The organism is Vibrio sp. D54 (genome assembly GCF_021728075.1).
Taxonomy (GTDB): Bacteria; Pseudomonadota; Gammaproteobacteria; order Enterobacterales; family Vibrionaceae; genus Vibrio; species Vibrio alginolyticus.
Genome location: NZ_JAKKCS010000001.1, coordinates 333,400 through 352,135 on the forward strand (window position 1 = coordinate 333,400; position 18,736 = coordinate 352,135).

19 protein-coding genes are annotated in these 18,736 nt (G+C 44.1%); 9 read left to right on the forward strand and 10 right to left on the reverse strand.

Translation table 11 applies throughout. The features are described from left to right. Nucleotide 1 precedes the first annotated feature (1 nt). Nucleotides 2–1,348 carry a flagellar filament capping protein FliD gene (fliD, locus tag L3V37_RS01500; RefSeq protein ID WP_237305703.1) on the reverse strand — a complete coding sequence of 449 codons (1,347 nt, stop codon included), beginning with the start codon at nucleotides 1,346–1,348 and terminating at the stop codon, nucleotides 2–4. A gap of 416 nt (nucleotides 1,349–1,764) precedes the next feature. On the opposite strand from fliD, the gene L3V37_RS01505 reads away from it, so the two are divergent. Beyond that, on the forward strand, nucleotides 1,765–2,052 hold the full coding sequence (locus L3V37_RS01505) for a hypothetical protein (protein WP_005375016.1): 288 nt from the start codon (nucleotides 1,765–1,767) through the stop codon (nucleotides 2,050–2,052). 70 nt (nucleotides 2,053–2,122) lie between these two features. On the opposite strand, the gene lafA is transcribed toward L3V37_RS01505, so the two are convergent. From lafA to L3V37_RS01550, 9 genes are all read right to left on the reverse strand, one after another. Beyond that, complete coding sequence (gene lafA / locus L3V37_RS01510; RefSeq protein ID WP_005375019.1) at nucleotides 2,123–2,974, reverse strand: lateral flagellin LafA; 852 nt, start codon at nucleotides 2,972–2,974, stop codon at nucleotides 2,123–2,125. A 301-nt stretch (nucleotides 2,975–3,275) separates the two neighbouring features. Beyond that, a complete protein-coding gene (locus L3V37_RS01515) occupies nucleotides 3,276–4,046 on the reverse strand; it encodes an EAL domain-containing protein (RefSeq protein WP_005375023.1) in 771 nt (256 codons plus the stop codon). A 19-nt stretch (nucleotides 4,047–4,065) separates the two neighbouring features. Next, the gene (gene flhA, locus L3V37_RS01520) at nucleotides 4,066–6,156 is read right to left on the reverse strand and encodes a flagellar biosynthesis protein FlhA (RefSeq protein ID WP_005375024.1); all 2,091 of its coding nucleotides are present in this window, start codon (nucleotides 6,154–6,156) and stop codon (nucleotides 4,066–4,068) included. A 31-nt stretch (nucleotides 6,157–6,187) separates the two neighbouring features. Next, nucleotides 6,188–7,315 carry a flagellar biosynthesis protein FlhB gene (flhB, locus tag L3V37_RS01525; protein WP_005375025.1) on the reverse strand — a complete coding sequence of 376 codons (1,128 nt, stop codon included), beginning with the start codon at nucleotides 7,313–7,315 and terminating at the stop codon, nucleotides 6,188–6,190. Then, nucleotides 7,312–8,088: a flagellar biosynthetic protein FliR gene (fliR, locus tag L3V37_RS01530; RefSeq protein ID WP_237305704.1), complete on the reverse strand. Its 777-nt coding sequence runs from the start codon at nucleotides 8,086–8,088 to the stop codon at nucleotides 7,312–7,314. The genes flhB and fliR overlap by 4 nt, the downstream gene beginning before the upstream one ends. After that, nucleotides 8,088–8,357 carry a flagellar biosynthesis protein FliQ gene (gene fliQ, locus L3V37_RS01535; RefSeq protein ID WP_005375036.1) on the reverse strand — a complete coding sequence of 90 codons (270 nt, stop codon included), beginning with the start codon at nucleotides 8,355–8,357 and terminating at the stop codon, nucleotides 8,088–8,090. Before fliQ ends, fliR begins: the two co-directional genes overlap by 1 nt. 12 nt (nucleotides 8,358–8,369) lie before the next feature. Beyond that, nucleotides 8,370–9,128 carry a flagellar type III secretion system pore protein FliP gene (gene fliP / locus L3V37_RS01540; protein WP_005375037.1) on the reverse strand — a complete coding sequence of 253 codons (759 nt, stop codon included), beginning with the start codon at nucleotides 9,126–9,128 and terminating at the stop codon, nucleotides 8,370–8,372. 18 nt (nucleotides 9,129–9,146) lie between these two features. Then, complete coding sequence (gene fliN / locus L3V37_RS01545) at nucleotides 9,147–9,518, reverse strand: flagellar motor switch protein FliN (RefSeq protein WP_005375038.1); 372 nt, start codon at nucleotides 9,516–9,518, stop codon at nucleotides 9,147–9,149. Next, nucleotides 9,515–10,333: a FliM/FliN family flagellar motor switch protein gene (locus L3V37_RS01550; protein ID WP_005375039.1), complete on the reverse strand. Its 819-nt coding sequence runs from the start codon at nucleotides 10,331–10,333 to the stop codon at nucleotides 9,515–9,517. Before L3V37_RS01550 ends, fliN begins: the two co-directional genes overlap by 4 nt. A 379-nt stretch (nucleotides 10,334–10,712) precedes the next feature. Here L3V37_RS01550 and L3V37_RS01555 point away from each other — a divergent pair, with 379 nt between their 5' ends. The 8 genes from L3V37_RS01555 to fliJ are packed head-to-tail and all read left to right on the forward strand — an operon-like array spanning nucleotide 10,713 to nucleotide 18,736. Then, complete coding sequence (locus L3V37_RS01555) at nucleotides 10,713–11,732, forward strand: OmpA family protein (RefSeq protein ID WP_237305705.1); 1,020 nt, start codon at nucleotides 10,713–10,715, stop codon at nucleotides 11,730–11,732. Next, the gene (locus L3V37_RS01560) at nucleotides 11,732–13,063 is read left to right on the forward strand and encodes a sigma-54-dependent Fis family transcriptional regulator (protein WP_047102378.1); all 1,332 of its coding nucleotides are present in this window, start codon (nucleotides 11,732–11,734) and stop codon (nucleotides 13,061–13,063) included. The genes L3V37_RS01555 and L3V37_RS01560 overlap by 1 nt, the downstream gene beginning before the upstream one ends. A 15-nt stretch (nucleotides 13,064–13,078) precedes the next feature. Continuing rightward, entirely contained in the window at nucleotides 13,079–13,435 is a 357-nt protein-coding gene (gene fliE, locus L3V37_RS01565) for a flagellar hook-basal body complex protein FliE (RefSeq protein WP_005375045.1), read from the forward strand. 3 nt (nucleotides 13,436–13,438) lie between these two features. Then, nucleotides 13,439–15,190, forward strand: a complete 1,752-nt coding sequence (gene fliF / locus L3V37_RS01570) for a flagellar basal-body MS-ring/collar protein FliF (protein ID WP_005384024.1) — start codon at nucleotides 13,439–13,441, stop codon at nucleotides 15,188–15,190. Next, nucleotides 15,159–16,172, forward strand: coding sequence for a flagellar motor switch protein FliG (locus tag L3V37_RS01575; protein ID WP_005375048.1), 1,014 nt, complete (start codon nucleotides 15,159–15,161; stop codon nucleotides 16,170–16,172). Before fliF ends, L3V37_RS01575 begins: the two co-directional genes overlap by 32 nt. Before the next feature lie 4 nt (nucleotides 16,173–16,176). Beyond that, entirely contained in the window at nucleotides 16,177–16,932 is a 756-nt protein-coding gene (gene fliH, locus L3V37_RS01580; RefSeq protein ID WP_005375050.1) for a flagellar assembly protein FliH, read from the forward strand. After that, nucleotides 16,925–18,271 carry a flagellar protein export ATPase FliI gene (fliI, locus tag L3V37_RS01585; protein WP_130545753.1) on the forward strand — a complete coding sequence of 449 codons (1,347 nt, stop codon included), beginning with the start codon at nucleotides 16,925–16,927 and terminating at the stop codon, nucleotides 18,269–18,271. The genes fliH and fliI overlap by 8 nt, the downstream gene beginning before the upstream one ends. A gap of 24 nt (nucleotides 18,272–18,295) precedes the next feature. Beyond that, the gene (gene fliJ / locus L3V37_RS01590) at nucleotides 18,296–18,736 is read left to right on the forward strand and encodes a flagellar export protein FliJ (protein ID WP_005384016.1); all 441 of its coding nucleotides are present in this window, start codon (nucleotides 18,296–18,298) and stop codon (nucleotides 18,734–18,736) included.

An 18,736-nucleotide genomic window follows, 5' to 3' on the forward strand; every position in this document is an offset into this window, starting at 1 on the left:
CTTATTTTTGAGCATTAAACATGGACATGGTTTGGTTCATTTGGGTCATAATTGAATTCATTTGAGTGAATTGTTTGAGATAGCGGTTGTACGACATTTCGTACTTACGCTCTAAATTGGTTTGTTTATCTTTGATTCGGTCTAAGCTTGACTGTATTGCGTCTTTACGCGTGCTGAAGGTACCTGATGAGAACTTCAAGAAAGGCTCTACCATCGCGTCAAGAGAATCTAGCAAAGCGTCATCCCCATTAAACAACGCCTCTAAGCCTGCGCTGTTTGTTTGTTGAGCTTCTTTGAACTTTTCTTGATCAACTTTCATTTTACCGTTGCGGTCTAGGCTCACGCCGATTTCGCTTAGGCGCATACCATTGTGTTCACCTCGGATTAACCCCGTTAACTGACTCTCAATAGAACGCAATGTCGAGTCGCTAGCGAGCACGCCGCGTTTCTTATCTTCACCGCCAATTTGGGTGTACTGATCGATAGTCGAAACAAGGGCATTGTAGGTTTCCACAAACTTATCTAGTTGTTCTTTAGTGCCTTCGCTATCAGCTCCAATTTTTAAACCGATTGGCGAATCTCCCGCGGCTTGCGGTTTAGATACGGTAATGTCAACACCGTCGATGACACCTTCAAAAGTATTACTTGCGTTGGTCAGTTTCAGGCCTGAGTCTTTTGCACCTAGCCACATAACCGCATCTTGCGGAGCGTTAATTTGCTTGAGGTTGGTGAAGGCGTCTTCAAACCACGCTTGGCCAGTACCCGATGCAGATACGTTGATCTTATTTTCGACACCAGTCTCAGTGCTCGATAGCATAAAGTGTGTTTGACCATTCGAGCGAACTAGAGTGGCGTTAACGCCAGGGTTATCCGTGTGATTGTTAATCGCACTTGCTAAATCACTGATCGTTGCAGTGCCGTCACCATTAACATCAACGGAGGACAAGTCTAGAGTCATTGTTTCACCGTTGATGGTGAATTCTAAAGATCCAGTTGTTGGTACTTCTGTCGTTGCCTCAAGGTCTGCAGGCATACCTGTAGATACTTGATGCGCCGTTGCCACTTTTTCTACAAAAATCTGATAGTTACCCGTTAGCGCTTTAGCATCCGCGTTTGCAGTAAAGTTACCTTCTTGAGAGAGTGTCGCACTGTTTTTGATGATGCTGTTTGTGCTGTTATTCATCTCTTTCATTGCAGTACGAAAATCACGTAGTGCGCTTTCAACTTTATTAAAAGCTGACAGTTGTGACTGGTACACATTAGCTTGCGCTTGGTAACGGTTTTTGAATGGGTTTGTGTCCAATTGTGCGAATTGGGTTGCCATTTTTACTGGGTCTAAAGAACTCATGAGGTGTGCTCCTCTCATCTCTTATTGGCTTGAATACTTTGAATGCTACGCCTTAGTTTAATTATCAGTGGCAAGATACGTGCCGTATATTAAATTCAATTAAAACAAAGGTTTAAAGCTATTTTGTTTTCTTGGGAGGAAGTGGTGTTTCCACCTTGTTTGTTCCGCCTTCCTCCATGGAAAAAGTAATTTCCTTATAAGAAAAGGCGACCTAAACAAAGAAAATATTTAATTGTATTGATGGTTCTAATTAGGAGAGATGTTTTAATTAGACGTTATATTCAGCCTTTACTTCAGCTTGATTCAGATAATTCTTACAGAGTACATTAATTACGTTCTGATATTATTTTTGATAGTGTGACGTGCAAGTGTTCTCACTAAAAATTAAATTTTTTACGTTTCAAAGAATGTCAGTTATGAATGAATTTGCGTTACGATTGATGAAATGTGCTCGTGCATATGAAGAGTTCATTAACAAAAAACTATTAAGTAAACAGAGCATCAATTCTGATGAGATAGCTAGTATCTTAAAGGAAGCTAAGTTCAATTTTCCTGAACTTAGAGATAGTAAAATAGGAAGCAAATTAGAGACGATAGAATTAGAACTGTTTAATAAGGTTTTATTTAATATTATGTTGAAATTCGGATTCAGAGTGCCTGAATCTCACAAAGATAATACGAGCTCTATTTATATTCGTAGATAAAAATAAAGCCTTCCATAGGAAGGCTTTATAATTAAGACGATTTAAATTAAGCGCACTATTAACTAAGTAATTAGCGTAGTAGTGACATTGCCATGCTTGGAAGCTGGTTAGTTTGAGACAGAACAGTTGTACCTGCTTGCATCAACATTTGGTTCTTAGTCATGTTTGAAGACTCTACTGCAAAGTCTGTATCCATGATACGACCTTTAGATGCTGTAACGTTTTCTACCATGTTACCAAGGTTAGCCATAGTGTGCTCAAGACGGTTGATGTTCGCACCGAAGTCTGCACGAGAGCTACCAATTTTTTCTACTAGACCGTCAGCGCCGCTGATTTTGTCTAGTGCTGCTTTTGCTTTAGTCGCGTCATCGATACCATCTGTAATTGCTGCATCAGCAAGAATAGTAGTGATTTCACCGATACCTGCGCTTGCGCTTACAGTCAATGTTTCAGCAGAAGATGCACCGATTTGGAATGTTACGTCACCTGCACCGAAGCCGCCGCCTTTAAGAAGGTTTTGACCACCGAACTTAGTGTTGTCTACGATGTTGTTTAGTTCTGCAGTAAGCTGTGTGAACTCTTTGTTAAGAGACGCACGGTCTGTTGCACTGTTTGAACCGTTCAACGATTGTGTAGCAAGGTCGTTCATACGGTAAACGATGTTTGTCATTTCATCCATCGCACCTTCAGCAGTTTGCATCATAGAGATGCCGTCTTGTGCGTTACGCATTGCTACTGACATGCCGCGTGTCTGCGCTTCTAGACGGTTAGCAATTTGAAGACCAGCAGCGTCATCAGCAGCTGAGTTCACACGGTAGCCTGTGCTTAGACGTTCCATTGCTGTGTTTAGAAGTCCGCTTGTTGTGTTCATTGTGTTTTGAGTTACAAGCGAAGCGTAGTTAGTGTGCATTGATAAAGCCATCTTAGTCTCCTTAGTTAGTCACTATATCTTTCAGGCCTCGGGATATTCCCTTGTCACTAACTAGAGGCGGTCGGTCTGCTTTAATGATTAATTTGAAAATTAAAAAATTTCTAAAAAAGATAAAAATTGATGATTTTTAGTGATTTGTATTCCATGAAAACCGGGAAAATCATCATATAAGCCTAAATTTATTAGTTAAGTTAAAGAAACTATTGCCCAATGATCTTGTGGTTATCCGTTATAAATAAAAAAACAGCACGAATAAATCGTGCTGTTTTAAATATAAATGGTTGAGTTTCAACTATTCCTCATCAAAAGACTGAAAGGAGAGAGAGGTTGGGATATCGCTGAAATAACCAAAATAATAACTGGCACCCAATAAACGATAGCGGTTAAGTTCCGTTTGACTCGCTACACGTCCGGCAACCCAAGTATATTTATGCTTTCTTAAGAACTTAGCAATAGGTAGGAAAGCGTGTCTTTCTTCTTTATCCTCTAGTGTGACTGACAATTTGATCATATCGGGACTAAAGTCTGCGACGCGCTCGAAGTTCACTTGCGATGTCGCGACTTCAAACCAAAGTGAATATGCATTCTCTTTTAACTTTTTGGTGAGTGTGGCGACTTTATCACGATCACATAACGTTTCATCAGCTTGAAGAGAAGGAATCACATGTTGAAAAGCAGAAGAGTGGAATTGAATTGTCTGTTCGAGAAAATAAACCCCAGGCTCCCACAGTAATGCATCCACGCGAATCGGCACGACAACATTACTAATCAAGTCGTGATGAAAGGCTTCTAACTGAAATTGTGTTTGTCTTAGTGCAAGGTAAAGACTGAACAAATCCAGGCAGTACTGCATTTGTTCAGAGAGTTTGAATTGATAGACACTTTGTTCTCCACGCATACCAAATCTCAACGTCAGGTGTTGGAATTCTACTTCCCCTGATTGAGCTTCCCTAATTGCTTGGCATGCGTGTTGGACATCATTGTGTTTTAAAGCATCAAAGACTAATTGATCGTCATCCGTGACGATATGTTGTACTGCGAGACCAACCAAATGTTCGTACATCGCATGTGTTGAAATAAGATTAACCAAGGTTTCCTACCACATTGATTTGTTTGTTTTCTGGGATTTCGTTGTAAGACAATACTGCCAGCCCTTGTGTAAATGTACGAGCGTAACGCGCTAGAAGAGGGCGCAGCTGTGGCATAACGAGAAGGATCGGAGGTAGCCCCTGTTGCTTAAGCTGTTGTCTGATCAATGGCAAGTTTTGTTGGAACTGACCAAGAATGTTTGGCTCAATTGGGAAGCTATCTAGTGTTACCGTACCAGAAGATTGTGCTTGTTGCAGTGAAGTTAGTAGCATTTGTTCTAGCTCATCAGACAGTGCGTAGACATTTAACTCGTTCTTTTGTCCTGCAATTAAGTTAACAAGCGTACGCTTTAGTGCACAGCGCACATCAGATGCAAGTAGGATCGGGTCCTTTGTATTTTCCGCGGATTCCAACATTGTGTTGGCAATCGTGCGAATATCTTTTAGTGGCACTTGGTCCAATAAAAGCTGACGATATACTTTCAGCTGCTGCGCTGGATTAAGTGCTGCTGCTAATGCTTCTGCTAGTTTCGGGGCTTGTTGTGTCAAACGCTGGGTTATTGCTTCCACATCGTCGTGCGTAAACAATTCTGCAAGGTTTGTCTTCATGATTTTACTAATATGAGTGGCAATAACAGTGCCATCATCGACAACTTGGTAACCCATATTAAGTGCTTTTGCTTTATCTTGATGCTCAATCCATACAGCTGGCAACTGATAAGCAGGATCGCTACCCAAAATGCCATCTACCTCACCGTAAGTTTCGCCAACCGCTATCGCCATTAAACGCTCTGGTTCAATAAAACCTTGCTCAATGACTTCGCCATTTAGAGAAATTGTGTATTGGTTTGGCTTGAGGCTCAGATTGTCACGAATACGAACTTCAGGTAATAAAAAGCCAACTTGTTCAGAAAGGTTTCGACGCACACCGCGAATTCGTTGTGATAAAGGTGCCCCTTGTTCTTTGTTGACTAGATGGACGAGTCGGTAACCAAGCGCAAGTGATAATGTTTGGACGTGAGGAATATCATCCCATGTCAGCGGTGTATCATCGTCTTGCATCGCTTGTGAAAGTGCTTCGACCTCTTCAATCTGGGAGTCTTGCACTGGCTTCTTGGTTTGACGCCACCCTGCGAACGCTAATGCGCCAGCAAACGCAAAAAAGGCTAGGTGTGGCATACCCGGTACCATACCGATTACCGCCATAATACCTGCGACAGTAAATAGCGTTGCAGGAGTTGCTAGTAATTGCTTTTGCATGGTTTCCGACATGCCATTATCGCTATCATTAATTCGCGTAACGATAATCGCGGCAGCCGTTGCCAATAGTAGTGAAGGAATTTGAGCAACTAGACCATCACCGATTGTGAGTAGGGCATAAGTTTTAAAGGCGTCAGACGCAGCGAGTCCATGCTCGAAGACACCAATACTAATACCACCAATGATATTGATAAACAGAATCAACAAACCTGCGATGGCATCGCCACGCACAAACTTTGATGCACCATCCATCGAACCATGAAAATCGGCTTCGTTGGCGACTTCTTTACGGCGTAAGCGAGCCGTTTCCTGATCGATAAGGCCAGCGTTTAAGTCGGCATCAATTGCCATTTGTTTGCCTGGTAGAGCATCCAATGTAAAGCGGGCTGAAACCTCAGAAATACGTTCACCACCTTTGGTGATTACGACGAAGTTGATGATCATCAAGATGACGAAAACCACCATACCAACGACGTAGTTACCGCCAATGACGACTTCACCGAATGCTTGAATGACCTTACCCGCTGCGTCACCACCATTATGTCCTTCTAGGAGTACAATTCGCGTAGAAGCCACGTTCAATGTGAGACGTAATAATGTTGCGACCAGCAAAATAGTTGGAAAAACAGAGAAATCTAATGGTCGCTTTGCGGTTGTGCTGACCAGCAATACTAGGATTGCTAAGACGATATTAAAGGTAAACAGCGCATCCAGTAGCAGAGGAGGCAAAGGAAGAATCACCATTGCTAATATCATTAGCAAGACGATTGGAATGCCAACGTAGCCTTTGGTTGATGTTTGAAGTTGTTTTAACCGGTTAAGCATACTTTCGTGTCCTTGGATAAACGCGGGTTAATCAGTGCTGCAAATGTTTTGGAATCGAAAAATGAGGTAAAGGAATTGGCTCTTTTCCCTCACCTTTACGAAAGGCTTTCAATTGCAAAACGTAAGTAAGAATATGTGCCACTGCGATGTACAGTTGGCTTGGAATTGCTTGTTCAATCGCCGTCGTGTGATAAATCGAACGGGTAAGTGGCGGGGAGTTAATGATTTCCACTTTGTTTTCTCGGGCGATACGTTGAATGTGCATAGCAGTTTCGTCTACGCCTTTTGCGACGACAAAGGGCGCGTCAGAAAGCGAAGGCTCGTATTTCAGTGCGACTGCGTAGTGCGTTGGGTTTGTGATGATCACGTCAGCCGTCGGCACCATTTTATCGATCTTACGGCGCGCAAACTGTTGCTGTATTTGACGAATACGTTGTTTTACTTCCGGACGACCTTCATTATTTTTAAATTCCTCTTTCAATTCTTGTTTCGTCATGCGGAGTTCTTTTAGGTGTTCCCAACGCTGATAAGGAATGTCGATAACCCCAAATAACAACAATGCAAAGCCCATTAAGAGTAAGCCTTCAAACAGAATTGACATTACTAGAGAAAAACCTTGGCTGAGCGGGAGATTTTGCATGCCAAGTAATGGCTGTAAGTGGTTGTCTAAGTAGCCATATAAGATGCCGAAGATGACGGCTACTTTGAACGTCGACTTTAAGAGCTCAACCACTGAGCGGGTCGAAAAAATGCGCTTTATCCCGCTCAAAGGATTAATTTTGCTCAGCTTTGGCATCACGTTCGCGGGACGGAACATCCAGCCGCCTAGCACAAGGCTACTACCACAGGTCACGATAATAATGACGGTAAACAATGGTAATAGCATGTCGATGATGACCGCTAAACTTTGTCCCAATTGCTCGACAAGTTGTTTAGGATTTTCTAGGTCGGCTCGCGTCAGCATCATGTTGTAGCGAAAGATCCCCGACATGCTTTCCCAAATACTATTAAGCTGAGAGTAAAAGTAGAGCGCCACCGCTAGAAATATAACCGCAGTAGTAAACTCTTTCGCGCGAGGAATTTGTCCTTCCTGGCGGGCTTTCTTTACCTTCTGCGGTGAGGCTTTTTCAGTTTTGTCTTGAGAAGATTGATCGCTCATGCTCCCCCCAACATAAAGTTACTCAAGTGTCTAATGGTGTCGTGAACGAGCGCCGTGTAGCGACCAGGAACACCAGAAACTGAGATTAACACGCTGAATAGACCCAGCAGCATCGTCATAGGAAAACCTAACGCATAGACATTAAGTGATGGTGCGGCTCGGTTCATTACACCAAAACTGATGTTGGCTAGAAGCATGGAAACAATAGCGGGCAAAGCCAAAGCGAGTGAAGAGGCAAACATCCAACCGAAAATATTGACAACACCTTGCAGAGAAAGCGATGTGATACCAGATCCGACTGGCCAAACAACAAAGCTTTGAATCACGATATCTATGACGAGTAAGTGTCCTTCTAGCGCGAGGAACAACAAGGTTGAGAAAATCAGAAATATGCGTCCCAAAATGGCGACAGAAAGCCCGTTAATAGGATCATTCATCATCGCCATACCTAAGCCCATTTGCAGAGAAATCACCTGGCCAAGCATGGTGAAAACGTTAAAGAGCATGTGCAAAATTAACCCAAACATTACTCCCCAAATAGCTTGCTCAAAAGCAAGGAACAGGGAAGTCATAGAGAATAACTCGACTTGTTGCATGGGTGGCATTAACGGTCCAGTAATGACAACGATCGAGAGGGCCAGTAAAGTACGAACCCAAACAGGAATAATCGCATCACCAAAGAAAGGCATTGAAATAAATACGGCTCCCACACGAAAAAACGGCCACCAGAGTTGACCGAGTATCGCCGAGAGCTCTGCAAATGTGATGGCCATTAGCCAATCATCCCTGGTATGTTGTGGAACAAGAAATCAAACAGTTCCATTATCTTACGTAGCATCCAGTGACCTGCAAAAATCACCATTAATAAGGTAACGAGCAAACGTGGCAAAAAGCTGAGTGTTTGCTCGTTGATTTGTGTGGCAGCCTGAAATACGGCGATACACAAACCGACAATTAAGCCTGGAACAACCAATACGGCAACCATCAAAATGATCAGCCATACTGCATCGGAAAATAACGTTACGGTTAGTTCTGGGGTCATAACTGCTCCTCGTTAACCGAAGCTGGCAGATAAGGTGCCAACTGTCATTGCCCAACCATCCACGAGTACAAATACCACCAACTTAAAGGGAAGTGAGACAATTAAAGGTGATAGCATCATCATACCCATTGCCATCAGGACACTGGCGACAACCAAGTCGATGACCAAAAACGGGATGAAAAGCATAAAACCAATTTGGAAGGCGGTTTTTAGTTCACTAATGACAAATGCAGGCAAGACAACGGCAAATGAAATATCCTCAACGTTTTGGTCGAGAGGCTCATTGGCAATACGTAACATTTGTTCAAGAGAGCTTTGGTGCGTCTGTGCCAGCATGAACTCTCTCACTGGTTTCTCTGCAACAGAAAAAGCCTGTATTAGCGTGATTTCGCCGTTGTCGTATGGCTGAAACGCATTTTCATAAATATCGCTCCAGACAGGGCGCATAATCAGTAACGTCAATGCGAGAGCGATCCCGACCAACACTCTGTTAGGTGGGCTTTGTTGAAGACCAAGAGCTTGGCGCAAAATCGCAAGGACAACGACAATTCGAGTAAAGCTCGTCGCCATCAAAATAAATGCTGGAAGAAAACTGAGCGCCGTCATCAACAACAGAATTTGCAGTTTAACGCTGTATTCTTGTTGTGTGTCGCCATCAGAAACGGACAAGATAGTTAAGCCGTTGTCAGCCGCCATTGTTGGGAAAGCAAACAAAAGTGACACCAATACCAAAAGAGGTAACCAACGGTGCCAAGCGCTCAGATTTTTCATTGTGATGCCTACCTAAGATTATTGACCAACGCCACTCAATGCAGAGTCATGTACATCGATCAGACGAAGTCCATACTTATCATTGACAACGACAACTTCAGCGTGGCCCATAAGAGAACCGTTTACTTTCACGTCTAAAGGCTCGCCATTGAGCTTTTCCAACTCGATAACCGTGCCTTCACCCGCTTTCATTAAGTCCCCAAGTGGGATCTCCTTACTCGCAACTTCCAGCGTGACTGTGACAGGAATGCTTTTGAAAAAGCTAAGGTCACGTTCCGCAGTGGCTGGTTCTTGTTGGAGCGTATCTTCGGCTTCAAAGTCTTCTAATTGAAAATCATCAAAGTTCAGTTCTTCTGCGTCGAATGCATTAGTTTCTAGCGCTTCGCTCATCGCTGCGGTTCCTTATCAGGGTTAAAGATCAAAACAAGTTGGCCGTCTTGCTCGGCAATACGACCTGTAAATAGAGATTGGTTGCCAATGCTTACTGGAACCGTGTTAAGAAGTTCAATAGGTAAAATATCGTTGGGTTGTAAGCCAACCACATCACTTAAAGGCATCTTCTTTTTACTTAGAACAACGTTCAGTCGAACGGGGGTCGTCTCTAAAGAACGACAGAAAGGTTGAAACAAATCGGTATCAGGTTGCAGTTCAAGCTGCTCGATCAGCGTTTGAATAAGATGACCATCTAGCTTGAGATGAATTGAGCCTTGATGATCGTCAAACGCAATGTTTAATTGAACGTTAATGCCAATTCCTCTAGGGGTCTCATACTCACCCGTGTCCCACATTTCACCAGGAGCAAGCCAACCGATGATGATTCGACTGATGCGCTCTTGTAAACGTAAGTCACTGGCCGTCAGAGTAGCGGCTGAACGCTCTGCACTTGCACCATAAAATCTATCAGCCAACTTTATTAGCGTGTGAGGGTTACCATGGATGAATACCATGCCGCCTTCCTGATGTTGATAGGTCGACGTTTGCTCTTTGTCCATCTCAACCGATGTAAAGCGGTGCAAGTCTACTGAGGTTAAGCTAGCTTCCACTTTTCCTGTGCTGAGCCAATTTTGTAATTCAGTCGTAAGGTTTGAGCAAGATTCTGAAATTAAATTATCGAGCTTCTCACGAATGATATGAATAGGTTTGCCTAATAATTCTACATCAAGTAGTTGACTATCAGAAATAGGCTCGCTAACTCTATTTTCCATTTATATTTTACCGTGCGTTAACAATCGAAAGTGTTTTAACTTAATGGCGTGTAGTCTACACAGAAATTTTAATGATCTTTTAGCTCCAAACTCTAAGATTGTGACTTTAGTTCACATGTTGCTTTGTTCATATAGTCATAATCTTTTAATGAAATTTAAAAAGAGTTAGTTTTCTTTATAAATCGCTTAATAAATAAAATAACAATGTTGAGCGTTTTAGTTGTTATAGATTTTTTAAATTGCCTTTATGGCGTAACAACAACTTCAAATAAATAAATTATAAGATGCTGTTTTTTATGCTTAAAGCTTCCATTGGAGGCTAGGCGTGCTCTCTTGAGCGTTTTGTAACCAATTTTAATATTCAGAATAGGTAATTAAAATGATTAGCTATGCCAGTTCTCTCGGCTTGGTGGCATATTTAATTAAACGGTTTAAGTCATGGGAATGTAAGATATACATGAATCATGTCCGTTTGATAATTTGTAACACAATTATTGTTATCAGTTTTATTTTTTCAAAAGTGTCATATTCAGAAGAAGTCTTAACAATCCCTATGGACCTCTCTAAATGGACATATGAGGGAAATAAATTCAAATGCAACTTGTTGCAATCAAATAATGACTATGGGAAGTTTTATTTCCTAGCGGAACCTAATAATAAATTCTATTTTATTTCCGATATAGAATATGAAAACAATAGATGGAAAACGATTGCTTTAACAACTCAAAATGCTCCTTGGAGTAATGAGCTTTATAGAAAAGAATTTGGCTCCCTTGAATTTACTAAGCCGTCTCAGCGTTTCATCTTTAATAAAGGCGCTGAAGAATTCATGGATTCAATTGCTTCGGGTAGTTGGGTGACGCTGTCACTTAAAGGAAGTAATGCTTCCTCTGTTTCAGAGATTGTGATTCCTACTCTTCAAATTCAAAACGCATTGAAATCATTTAATGCGTGTCGCGCGCGATTGCCTAAATTGTCTTTTTCAGAGGCAAGGGATATGGCGCTCTCATTTGAGTTTGGTCAGAAGACGTTAAGTCGTGGACAGAAAGCAACACTAGAAGCGCTGTATAGCTATGTATCTGTGGATGATCGAGTGACCAAAATCCTCATCGACGGTCACACCGATAACGTTGGTTCAAGTTTAACGAACCTTTCTGTGTCACGTACTCGAGCAGAGCAAGTCACCAACGCTTTGATTGAGCTTGGGGTCGACGAGTCGATGATCGAAACACGAGCTCATGGTTCGCGTTACCCAATTGCCAGCAATAACTCGGTTAATGGCCAAGCAAAAAACCGACGTGTCACCCTGCGTTTAGTGAGAGACAACGAGTATACGGCTACGAAACACTACCCAGATCTACAATCACAAAATCAACAAACGAAAGTTAAGGTTCAATGATGACGAAAACGAAAATTTTGTTGGTTGAGCCAAATGAAGCTCTTGCTCAACCAGTATTGGATGTGTTGCAAAATGCAGGTTACACCGCGAAACACACTCGTACTGGTCGAGGCGCTTTGCTTGAAGAGCGAGCAGAAATCACTTTAGTGAGCTCTACGCTGCCAGATATGTGTGTTCGTGAGTTTGTCGCGTGTCACCAAAAGCAGCGAAATTCGGGTGTTGTTATTGCGATTGTCGACCAAGAACAAGGCATCTTGGCTGCTGAGACGATGAAAGCGGGCGCTACTGATTATCTATTACGCCCATTTGAATCTAATCAGTTGGTTAATCTGCTTAAACGTGTTGAAGCGTTAGGTAAGCCAATGGCCAACATTGTTGCAGAGTCTTGGAGAAGCAAACAAGTTCTGCAATTGGCGCATCGTGCAGCATGTACTAACGCGAGTGTGCTTATTACAGGTGAATCGGGAACGGGTAAAGAAGTGCTGGCGCGATATGTGCATGAGCACTCTCCGCGTATCAATGGTCCATTTGTGGCGGTTAACTGTGCCGCCATTCCAGAGTCAATGTTAGAGGCTGTGCTATTCGGTCATGTAAAAGGCGCGTTCACCGGAGCGACAAATTCTCAAAGCGGTAAGTTTGAAGAAGCAAATGGCGGGACGATTCTGCTTGACGAGATTGGTGAAATGTCACCTGCGGTTCAAGCGAAATTGTTACGCGTCCTTCAAGAGCGTGAAGTAGAACGTGTTGGTAGCCATAAAGCCGTTCAGCTCGATATTCGTGTTATTGCGGCAACCAACAAAGACTTACGTGAGGAAGTTCAAAAAGGCACGTTCCGTGAAGATCTTTATTATCGATTAGACGTGCTGCCTCTGCACTGGCCGCCTTTGCGTGAAAGAAAAGAGGACATTCTACCGATTAGCCAATTCTTTATTGAAAAGTATCAAGATAGCAGCCGCTGTCACCTATCCCAAGATGCGATTAGTGCGCTGAGTCAGTATCACTGGCCGGGCAATATTCGTGAGTTGGAAAATGTCATTCAACGCGCTTTGGTCATGCGTCATGGTGATTACATAACAGCCCATGACCTGATGCTGCCTATTGAGCTTGTCGCGTCAGTTCCTACAGCAGAGCCAACTTCAAACTTTGGTCATGTAGAAGCGAAGAAGCAAGCTGAATATCAGTTTATTTTGGAAAAGTTACGTCAGTTTGGTGGAAACCGAACGAAAACCGCAAACGCGCTTGGAGTCTCTACTCGAGCGCTACGCTACAAGCTCGCAGCAATGCGAGAACATGGTATTGATTTACAGTCGGCACTAGGCTCGGCTGCCTAATAGGAGAAAAAATAGATGGCAAGTCAACCTACTCATGCGGTCTCGGCAGAGCAACTTATGTTGTCAAAAATGCAGGCGATGCAGGCACAAGTGCAGCCGCCAGAGTTTATCGTGAGTGCAAATCCTTTAGATCAACAATCACTAAACGCACCTTTATCGTTCTCACAAGCGATGACAAATGTGTTGGATACAGTGAATCAACATCAATCAGTGGCTAGTCAAAAAATGACGGCCGTAGAAACAGGAAAAAGTGATGACCTAGTTGGTGCAATGGTCGCGAGCCAAAAAGCCAGCTTGTCCTTTAATGCTTTGATGCAAGTGCGCAACAAAGTCGTGACCTCATTTGAAGATATTATGAAGATGCCGGTGTAATTCATGTCAGAACTAACCCCCCAAGTCGCCGGAAACACAGCTATGGCTACCGGCACAGCACAGACATTTTCTACTGCCAACGGCATGGACGATGTGACAACGAAGCTGAAGCAAATCTGGTCTAGCAGTCAGAGAAACTTAGTGCTATCTGCGGTGTTAGCTGCGATTGTTGCAGCGATTATTGTGGTTGCACTATGGAGTTCCTCGCAGAGCTTTCGTCCGCTATATAGCCAACAAGAGCGTTTTGATATCGGCGAAATTGTGTCGGTATTAGAAAGCGAAGGCGTAAGCTACCGCATGCAAGAGCAAAATGGACAAGTTCTTGTACCAGAAGGTGAGGTTGCGAAGGTGCGCATGTTGCTTGCATCAAAAGGTGTTAAAGCTAAGCTGCCGACAGGTTTGGATTCGCTCAAGGAAGATAGCTCTCTTGGTACGAGCCAATTTATGGAAACGGCGCGTTATCGTCATGGTTTAGAAGGTGAGTTAGTACGTACTATCATGTCTTTGAACTCAGTAGCGAACGCGCGTGTTCATTTAGCAATACCTCGTCAAACTCTATTCGTCCGCCAAAACAGTGAGAATCCTTCAGCATCTGTCATGCTTGAGCTCAAACCTGGTGAAGACTTAAAGCCTGAACAAGTTGAAGCGATCATTAACCTAGTGGTTGGCAGTGTCACGGCAATGAAGCCAGAATTTGTTTCTGTCATTGACCAGTACGGCCGTCTTCTTAGTGCGGATGTCGCTTCTGCGGAAGCCGGCAAAGTAAACGCGAAATATCTTGAATACCAGAAGAGTGTTGAAAAACAGATCATCCAACGCGCAGCAGACATGCTTACGCCGATTGTGGGGCCGAGTAACTTCCGCGTACAAGTCGCTGCCGATCTGGACTTTAGCCAAGTTGAAGAAACACAAGAAATTTTGGATAACGCGCCGGTTGTGCGTAATGAGCACACCATTCATAACAACTCGGTTGATCAAATTGCGTTGGGTGTTCCTGGTTCTCTAAGTAACCAACCGCCAGTGACAGGATCTGGTGAAGTGGAAACGAACGACAGCCAAAACACGAATGCGCGATCTGAAGTGAATCGTCAATATGCTGTAGGTAGTAGTGTTCGTCGTACTCAATACCAACAAGGCCAAATAGAAAAGCTCAGTGTCTCGGTTCTGTTGAACTCCAAAGCTTCGCCAGATGGTGTCGCGTGGAGTGAAGCCGATAAAGAGCAAATCTCAAACATGATCATGGATGCTGTTGGTATCTCTGCCACACGAGGTGACAGCTTAAGTTTAATGAGTTTCAACTTCACCCCAATTGAAATTGATGCTCCTCCTGCACTGCCGTGGTGGCAAGACCCTACAGTACAGCAGCCAATACGCTACGTTATTGGTGGCTTGTTAGGCTTGGCGATGATCTTCTTCGTACTGCGTCCATTAATCATGCACCTAACTGGCGTTGATAAACCTGTGCCTGAGCTAAATTTTGCTGAGCCTCAGGAAGAGCCTGACTACGAAAACTTGCAAACGCGTGAAGAACGCGAGCATGAAGAAGTACTTGATCGCCGCCTATCTGAAAAAGGCATCTCAGCCTCTTCAGGTTTAGATGTAAACAGCGACATGCTACCACCAGCAGGTTCGCCATTAGAAATTCAATTGAAACACCTACAGCTTATTGCTAATGAAGAGCCAGAGCGCGTAGCCGAAATACTGAAACAATGGGTAAACATCAATGAACACAGTTCTATCAAAGCAGACGCTTAGTTATGTTGAACAAACCGCGCTCGTGCTATTAGGCATGGGCGAGGATGCCGCAGCGAAGGTTTTGCAACACTTTAGCCGTGATGAAACCCAGCGTGTGACTCGTGCAATGGCGAAGTTAAATGGCATTAAGAGCGATTCTGCTCGTGGTGTTATTCAAACTTTCTTTGAAGATTTTCGTGAGCACAGCGGTATTCGAGGAGCCTCTAAGGAATACCTATCTAATACATTGCGTAAAGCATTGGGTAACGATTTGGCAAAAGGGTTATTAAATACCTTATATGGCGATGAAATTCGCAACAATATGCAGCGCTTACAGTGGGTGGAAGCAGAAACTCTCGCTCGTTTCATTGTGAACGAGCACCCACAAATGCAAGCAATTTTTCTAGCGTATTTGCCAGCAGACAGCTCTTCAGCGGTATTGAAGCACTTGCCACAAGATTACCATGACGAAATCTTGTTCCGTATTGCTCAATTGCAAGATATCGATCATCAAGTTGCTGTTGATTTGCATGAACTCGTTGAGCGTTGCATCGAAAAAGTATCCGCAAGTCAAAGCACGCCGTTATCAGGTGTTAAGCAAGCTGCAGATATCATTAACCGCTTTGAAGGTGACCGTGGTTCATTGATGGAAATGCTGAAGTTGCATGATGAAGATGTTGTTAATGCAATCGAAGAAAACATGTTCGACTTTATGGTTCTTGGCCGACAACGCGAAGAAACCATGGACATGTTGGTGCAGCAAATCCCGCTAGAGTTGTGGGCAGTCGCGCTAAAAGGTTCCGATATTACCTTACAGCAAGCTATTAAGCGTTCAATGCCGCAACGTATGGTGAAAGCGCTAGAAGATGACATGGACGCACGCGGCGCTGTTGCGTTAAGTCGAGTTCAAAAAGCACGTCAAGACATCATGCAAATGGTACGTGAGCTGGATGAATCTGGTGAAGTTCAGCTGCTTCTCTATGAAGAGCCAACGGTGGAGTAAGGTCATGCTAGAGACAAAATCAAGTACTATGCGATTGCCTCCGAGCGGGTATCGTTTACACCGTTTTCCGCCTTTAGCGCAACCTAAGACTATCGAAGACGAATTCGGGCTAGATAACCAAGGCTGGCAAGAACCTCAAATTGATATCCAACAGCAACTTGAAGAAGGTTTTCAACAAGGTTTGCAACAAGGGCATGAGGAAGGCTTACGCCAAGGTATCGAACAGGGCAAGCAACAAGGTCTGTTGGAAGGCCAAAAAGAAGGTTTCCAAAAAGGCTTTGTTTCCGGTGAGCAGTCTGGAAAGCAAGGCTTTTTGGAGGCGGCGAAGCCTGTCAATGAACTTTTTCACGCCCTTTCTCGTTGGCAGGATGAAAAAGAGCAGCAACAACGCCATATGATTTGTGAACTGGTACAAAAGGTAGCTCAGCAAGTGATTCGTGCCGAGCTCACTTTAATGCCTCAGCAGATCCTAGCTTTGGTGGACGAGACATTGTCTGCCATGCCTGGTAAAGCGGAAACAGTAACTGTGCATTTAAATCCGCAAGACTTAGAGCGCATTACTCACATCAATGCTGATTTGCCGCAATCTTGGAAACTGGTCCCTAATACGGAGCTTCCTATTGGTGGTTGCCAGCTAGTAACTGATGACGCAGAAGCGGATGCGAGCTGCGACTCTCGCTTGGAAGCCTGTATGGACAATGTAAAGCAACACCTTTTGGATGAAGTCAGTATTCCACAGGTAGAGTCTGAGCATGAGTAATACCCTAAGCCATGAACTATTAAGTGAGCGTTTGAGCGAAGCCTTGGCTTCGCTCGATTCAATCCCTGTTGCTCGCGTAACAGGGCGATTGATAAAAGTAAACGGCTTAATGTTACAAGCCGTTGGGTGTCGGTTTAAGCTTGAGCAGCGTTGTCTCGTAGAAACCGCGGAAGGCGATATGATCGAAGCGCAAGTTGTGGGCTTTGAACACACTATTGCTTACCTCATGCCTATCCGCCGTTTAGGCGGTCTGTTTGCAGGTGCAAAAGTCATCCCTCTTGATGGTGACAGTACCGTGCAGCTAAGCTCTCAGTGGTTAGGACGCGTACTGAATGGTTTAGGTGAGCCGTTAGATGATGGGGCGCCGCTTAAGGGGGGAGATCGAGTTTCACTTGAACCAAAACCGATTAACCCACTGAAGCGACGCCCAGTTGATACGCCACTCAACGTAGGCGTGCGAGCGATTAATGGACTATTGACGGTAGGCAAAGGCCAACGTATTGGTTTGATGGCTGGCAGTGGCGTCGGTAAAAGTGTGTTAATGGGGATGATCACCAAAAACACGGAGGCCGATGTAATTGTGGTCGGGCTTATCGGTGAGCGAGGCAGAGAAGTACGTGAGTTCATCGAGAGAAACTTAACCCCAGAAGCGCGCAAGAAAGCGATCATTATCGCGGCTCCTGCTGATGAATCCCCGCTAATGAGGTTAAGAGCGACACTACTTTGTCATCGCGTTTCAGAGTATTTCCGAGACCAAGGCAAAGACGTTCTACTTCTGATGGACTCTCTAACCCGATACGCCATGGCACAGCGCGAAATCGCTCTTTCGCTCGGTGAGCCTCCAGCTTCTCGTGGTTATCCGCCTTCTGTCTTCAGCGTGTTACCTCAACTCCTAGAGCGAGCGGGTAACAGTGAAAATCAACATGGTAGCTTAACGGCAATTTACACCGTATTGGCAGAAGGGGACGACCAACAAGATCCAGTCGTGGATTCCGCGCGCGCCATCTTAGATGGGCATGTCGTTTTATCGCGTCAACTGGCTGAGCAAGGGCATTATCCTGCTATAGATATCAACGCGTCTATTAGCCGTTGTATGAATACTTGTACGCAGGACGCACACAGCACGATTGCGAATAACTTCCGTCAAATGTACTCCAACTACCTTCAGGTTAAAGAGTTACTGCCATTAGGGGGTTATCAACCAGGACAAGATCCTGAGTTAGATCAATCTGTTGCTATGTATCCAAACTTGCGTGCATATCTACAACAAGCTGCCAACGAGTCTGTAGATTACTCAACCAGTTTGACCGAGCTCGCGCAGCTTTTTCAAAGTGCTTAATCAAATGGGAGTGACAAGGCTGAAATGAAATCCAAGTTAAAAGCCGTAGGCAAGTTACAGCAAATGGAAGAAAAACAGCGTGATCGTGTGGGTCAACAACTTGATGCCATGCGTCAGCGTCACTCCCATCTTTCAATGCAATTGGAACAGTTATCGGCGTTGAAAGGCCACGCTGGACAATCAACCCGAACCGGCCCGACGCTGACGAGCGCGGCTTTGATGAACTTTAATCGTGTTGACCAAATGCTACAAAGAATGCTTCGTCACCACGAGCAAGAGCAAGCCGTTATGCAAGCGGAATGTGCATCTGTACAGAAAACACTAGAACACAAGCACGCACGCGTTCAAGGGTTAGAAAAAGTGCTTGAGCGTTGGCGTACTAAGCAGAACTATGAAAAAGCGAAAAAAGAGCAAAAGATGATTGAAGACATCATTAACTCTCGCGTTAAGCGCAAGATATTATGA

Coding starts and splice junctions, on each gene's coding strand:
- fliD (WP_237305703.1), bottom strand. CDS start 1,348: ATGAGTTCTTTAGACCCAGTAAAAATGGCAACCCAATTCGCACAATTG.
- L3V37_RS01505 (WP_005375016.1), top strand. CDS start 1,765: ATGAATGAATTTGCGTTACGATTGATGAAATGTGCTCGTGCATATGAA.
- lafA (WP_005375019.1), bottom strand. CDS start 2,974: ATGGCTTTATCAATGCACACTAACTACGCTTCGCTTGTAACTCAAAAC.
- L3V37_RS01515 (WP_005375023.1), bottom strand. CDS start 4,046: ATGTACGAACATTTGGTTGGTCTCGCAGTACAACATATCGTCACGGAT.
- flhA (WP_005375024.1), bottom strand. CDS start 6,156: ATGCTTAACCGGTTAAAACAACTTCAAACATCAACCAAAGGCTACGTT.
- flhB (WP_005375025.1), bottom strand. CDS start 7,315: ATGAGCGATCAATCTTCTCAAGACAAAACTGAAAAAGCCTCACCGCAG.
- fliR (WP_237305704.1), bottom strand. CDS start 8,088: ATGGCCATCACATTTGCAGAGCTCTCGGCGATACTCGGTCAACTCTGG.
- fliQ (WP_005375036.1), bottom strand. CDS start 8,357: ATGACCCCAGAACTAACCGTAACGTTATTTTCCGATGCAGTATGGCTG.
- fliP (WP_005375037.1), bottom strand. CDS start 9,128: ATGAAAAATCTGAGCGCTTGGCACCGTTGGTTACCTCTTTTGGTATTG.
- fliN (WP_005375038.1), bottom strand. CDS start 9,518: ATGAGCGAAGCGCTAGAAACTAATGCATTCGACGCAGAAGAACTGAAC.
- L3V37_RS01550 (WP_005375039.1), bottom strand. CDS start 10,333: ATGGAAAATAGAGTTAGCGAGCCTATTTCTGATAGTCAACTACTTGAT.
- L3V37_RS01555 (WP_237305705.1), top strand. CDS start 10,713: ATGATTAGCTATGCCAGTTCTCTCGGCTTGGTGGCATATTTAATTAAA.
- L3V37_RS01560 (WP_047102378.1), top strand. CDS start 11,732: ATGACGAAAACGAAAATTTTGTTGGTTGAGCCAAATGAAGCTCTTGCT.
- fliE (WP_005375045.1), top strand. CDS start 13,079: ATGGCAAGTCAACCTACTCATGCGGTCTCGGCAGAGCAACTTATGTTG.
- fliF (WP_005384024.1), top strand. CDS start 13,439: ATGTCAGAACTAACCCCCCAAGTCGCCGGAAACACAGCTATGGCTACC.
- L3V37_RS01575 (WP_005375048.1), top strand. CDS start 15,159: ATGAACACAGTTCTATCAAAGCAGACGCTTAGTTATGTTGAACAAACC.
- fliH (WP_005375050.1), top strand. CDS start 16,177: ATGCTAGAGACAAAATCAAGTACTATGCGATTGCCTCCGAGCGGGTAT.
- fliI (WP_130545753.1), top strand. CDS start 16,925: ATGAGTAATACCCTAAGCCATGAACTATTAAGTGAGCGTTTGAGCGAA.
- fliJ (WP_005384016.1), top strand. CDS start 18,296: ATGAAATCCAAGTTAAAAGCCGTAGGCAAGTTACAGCAAATGGAAGAA.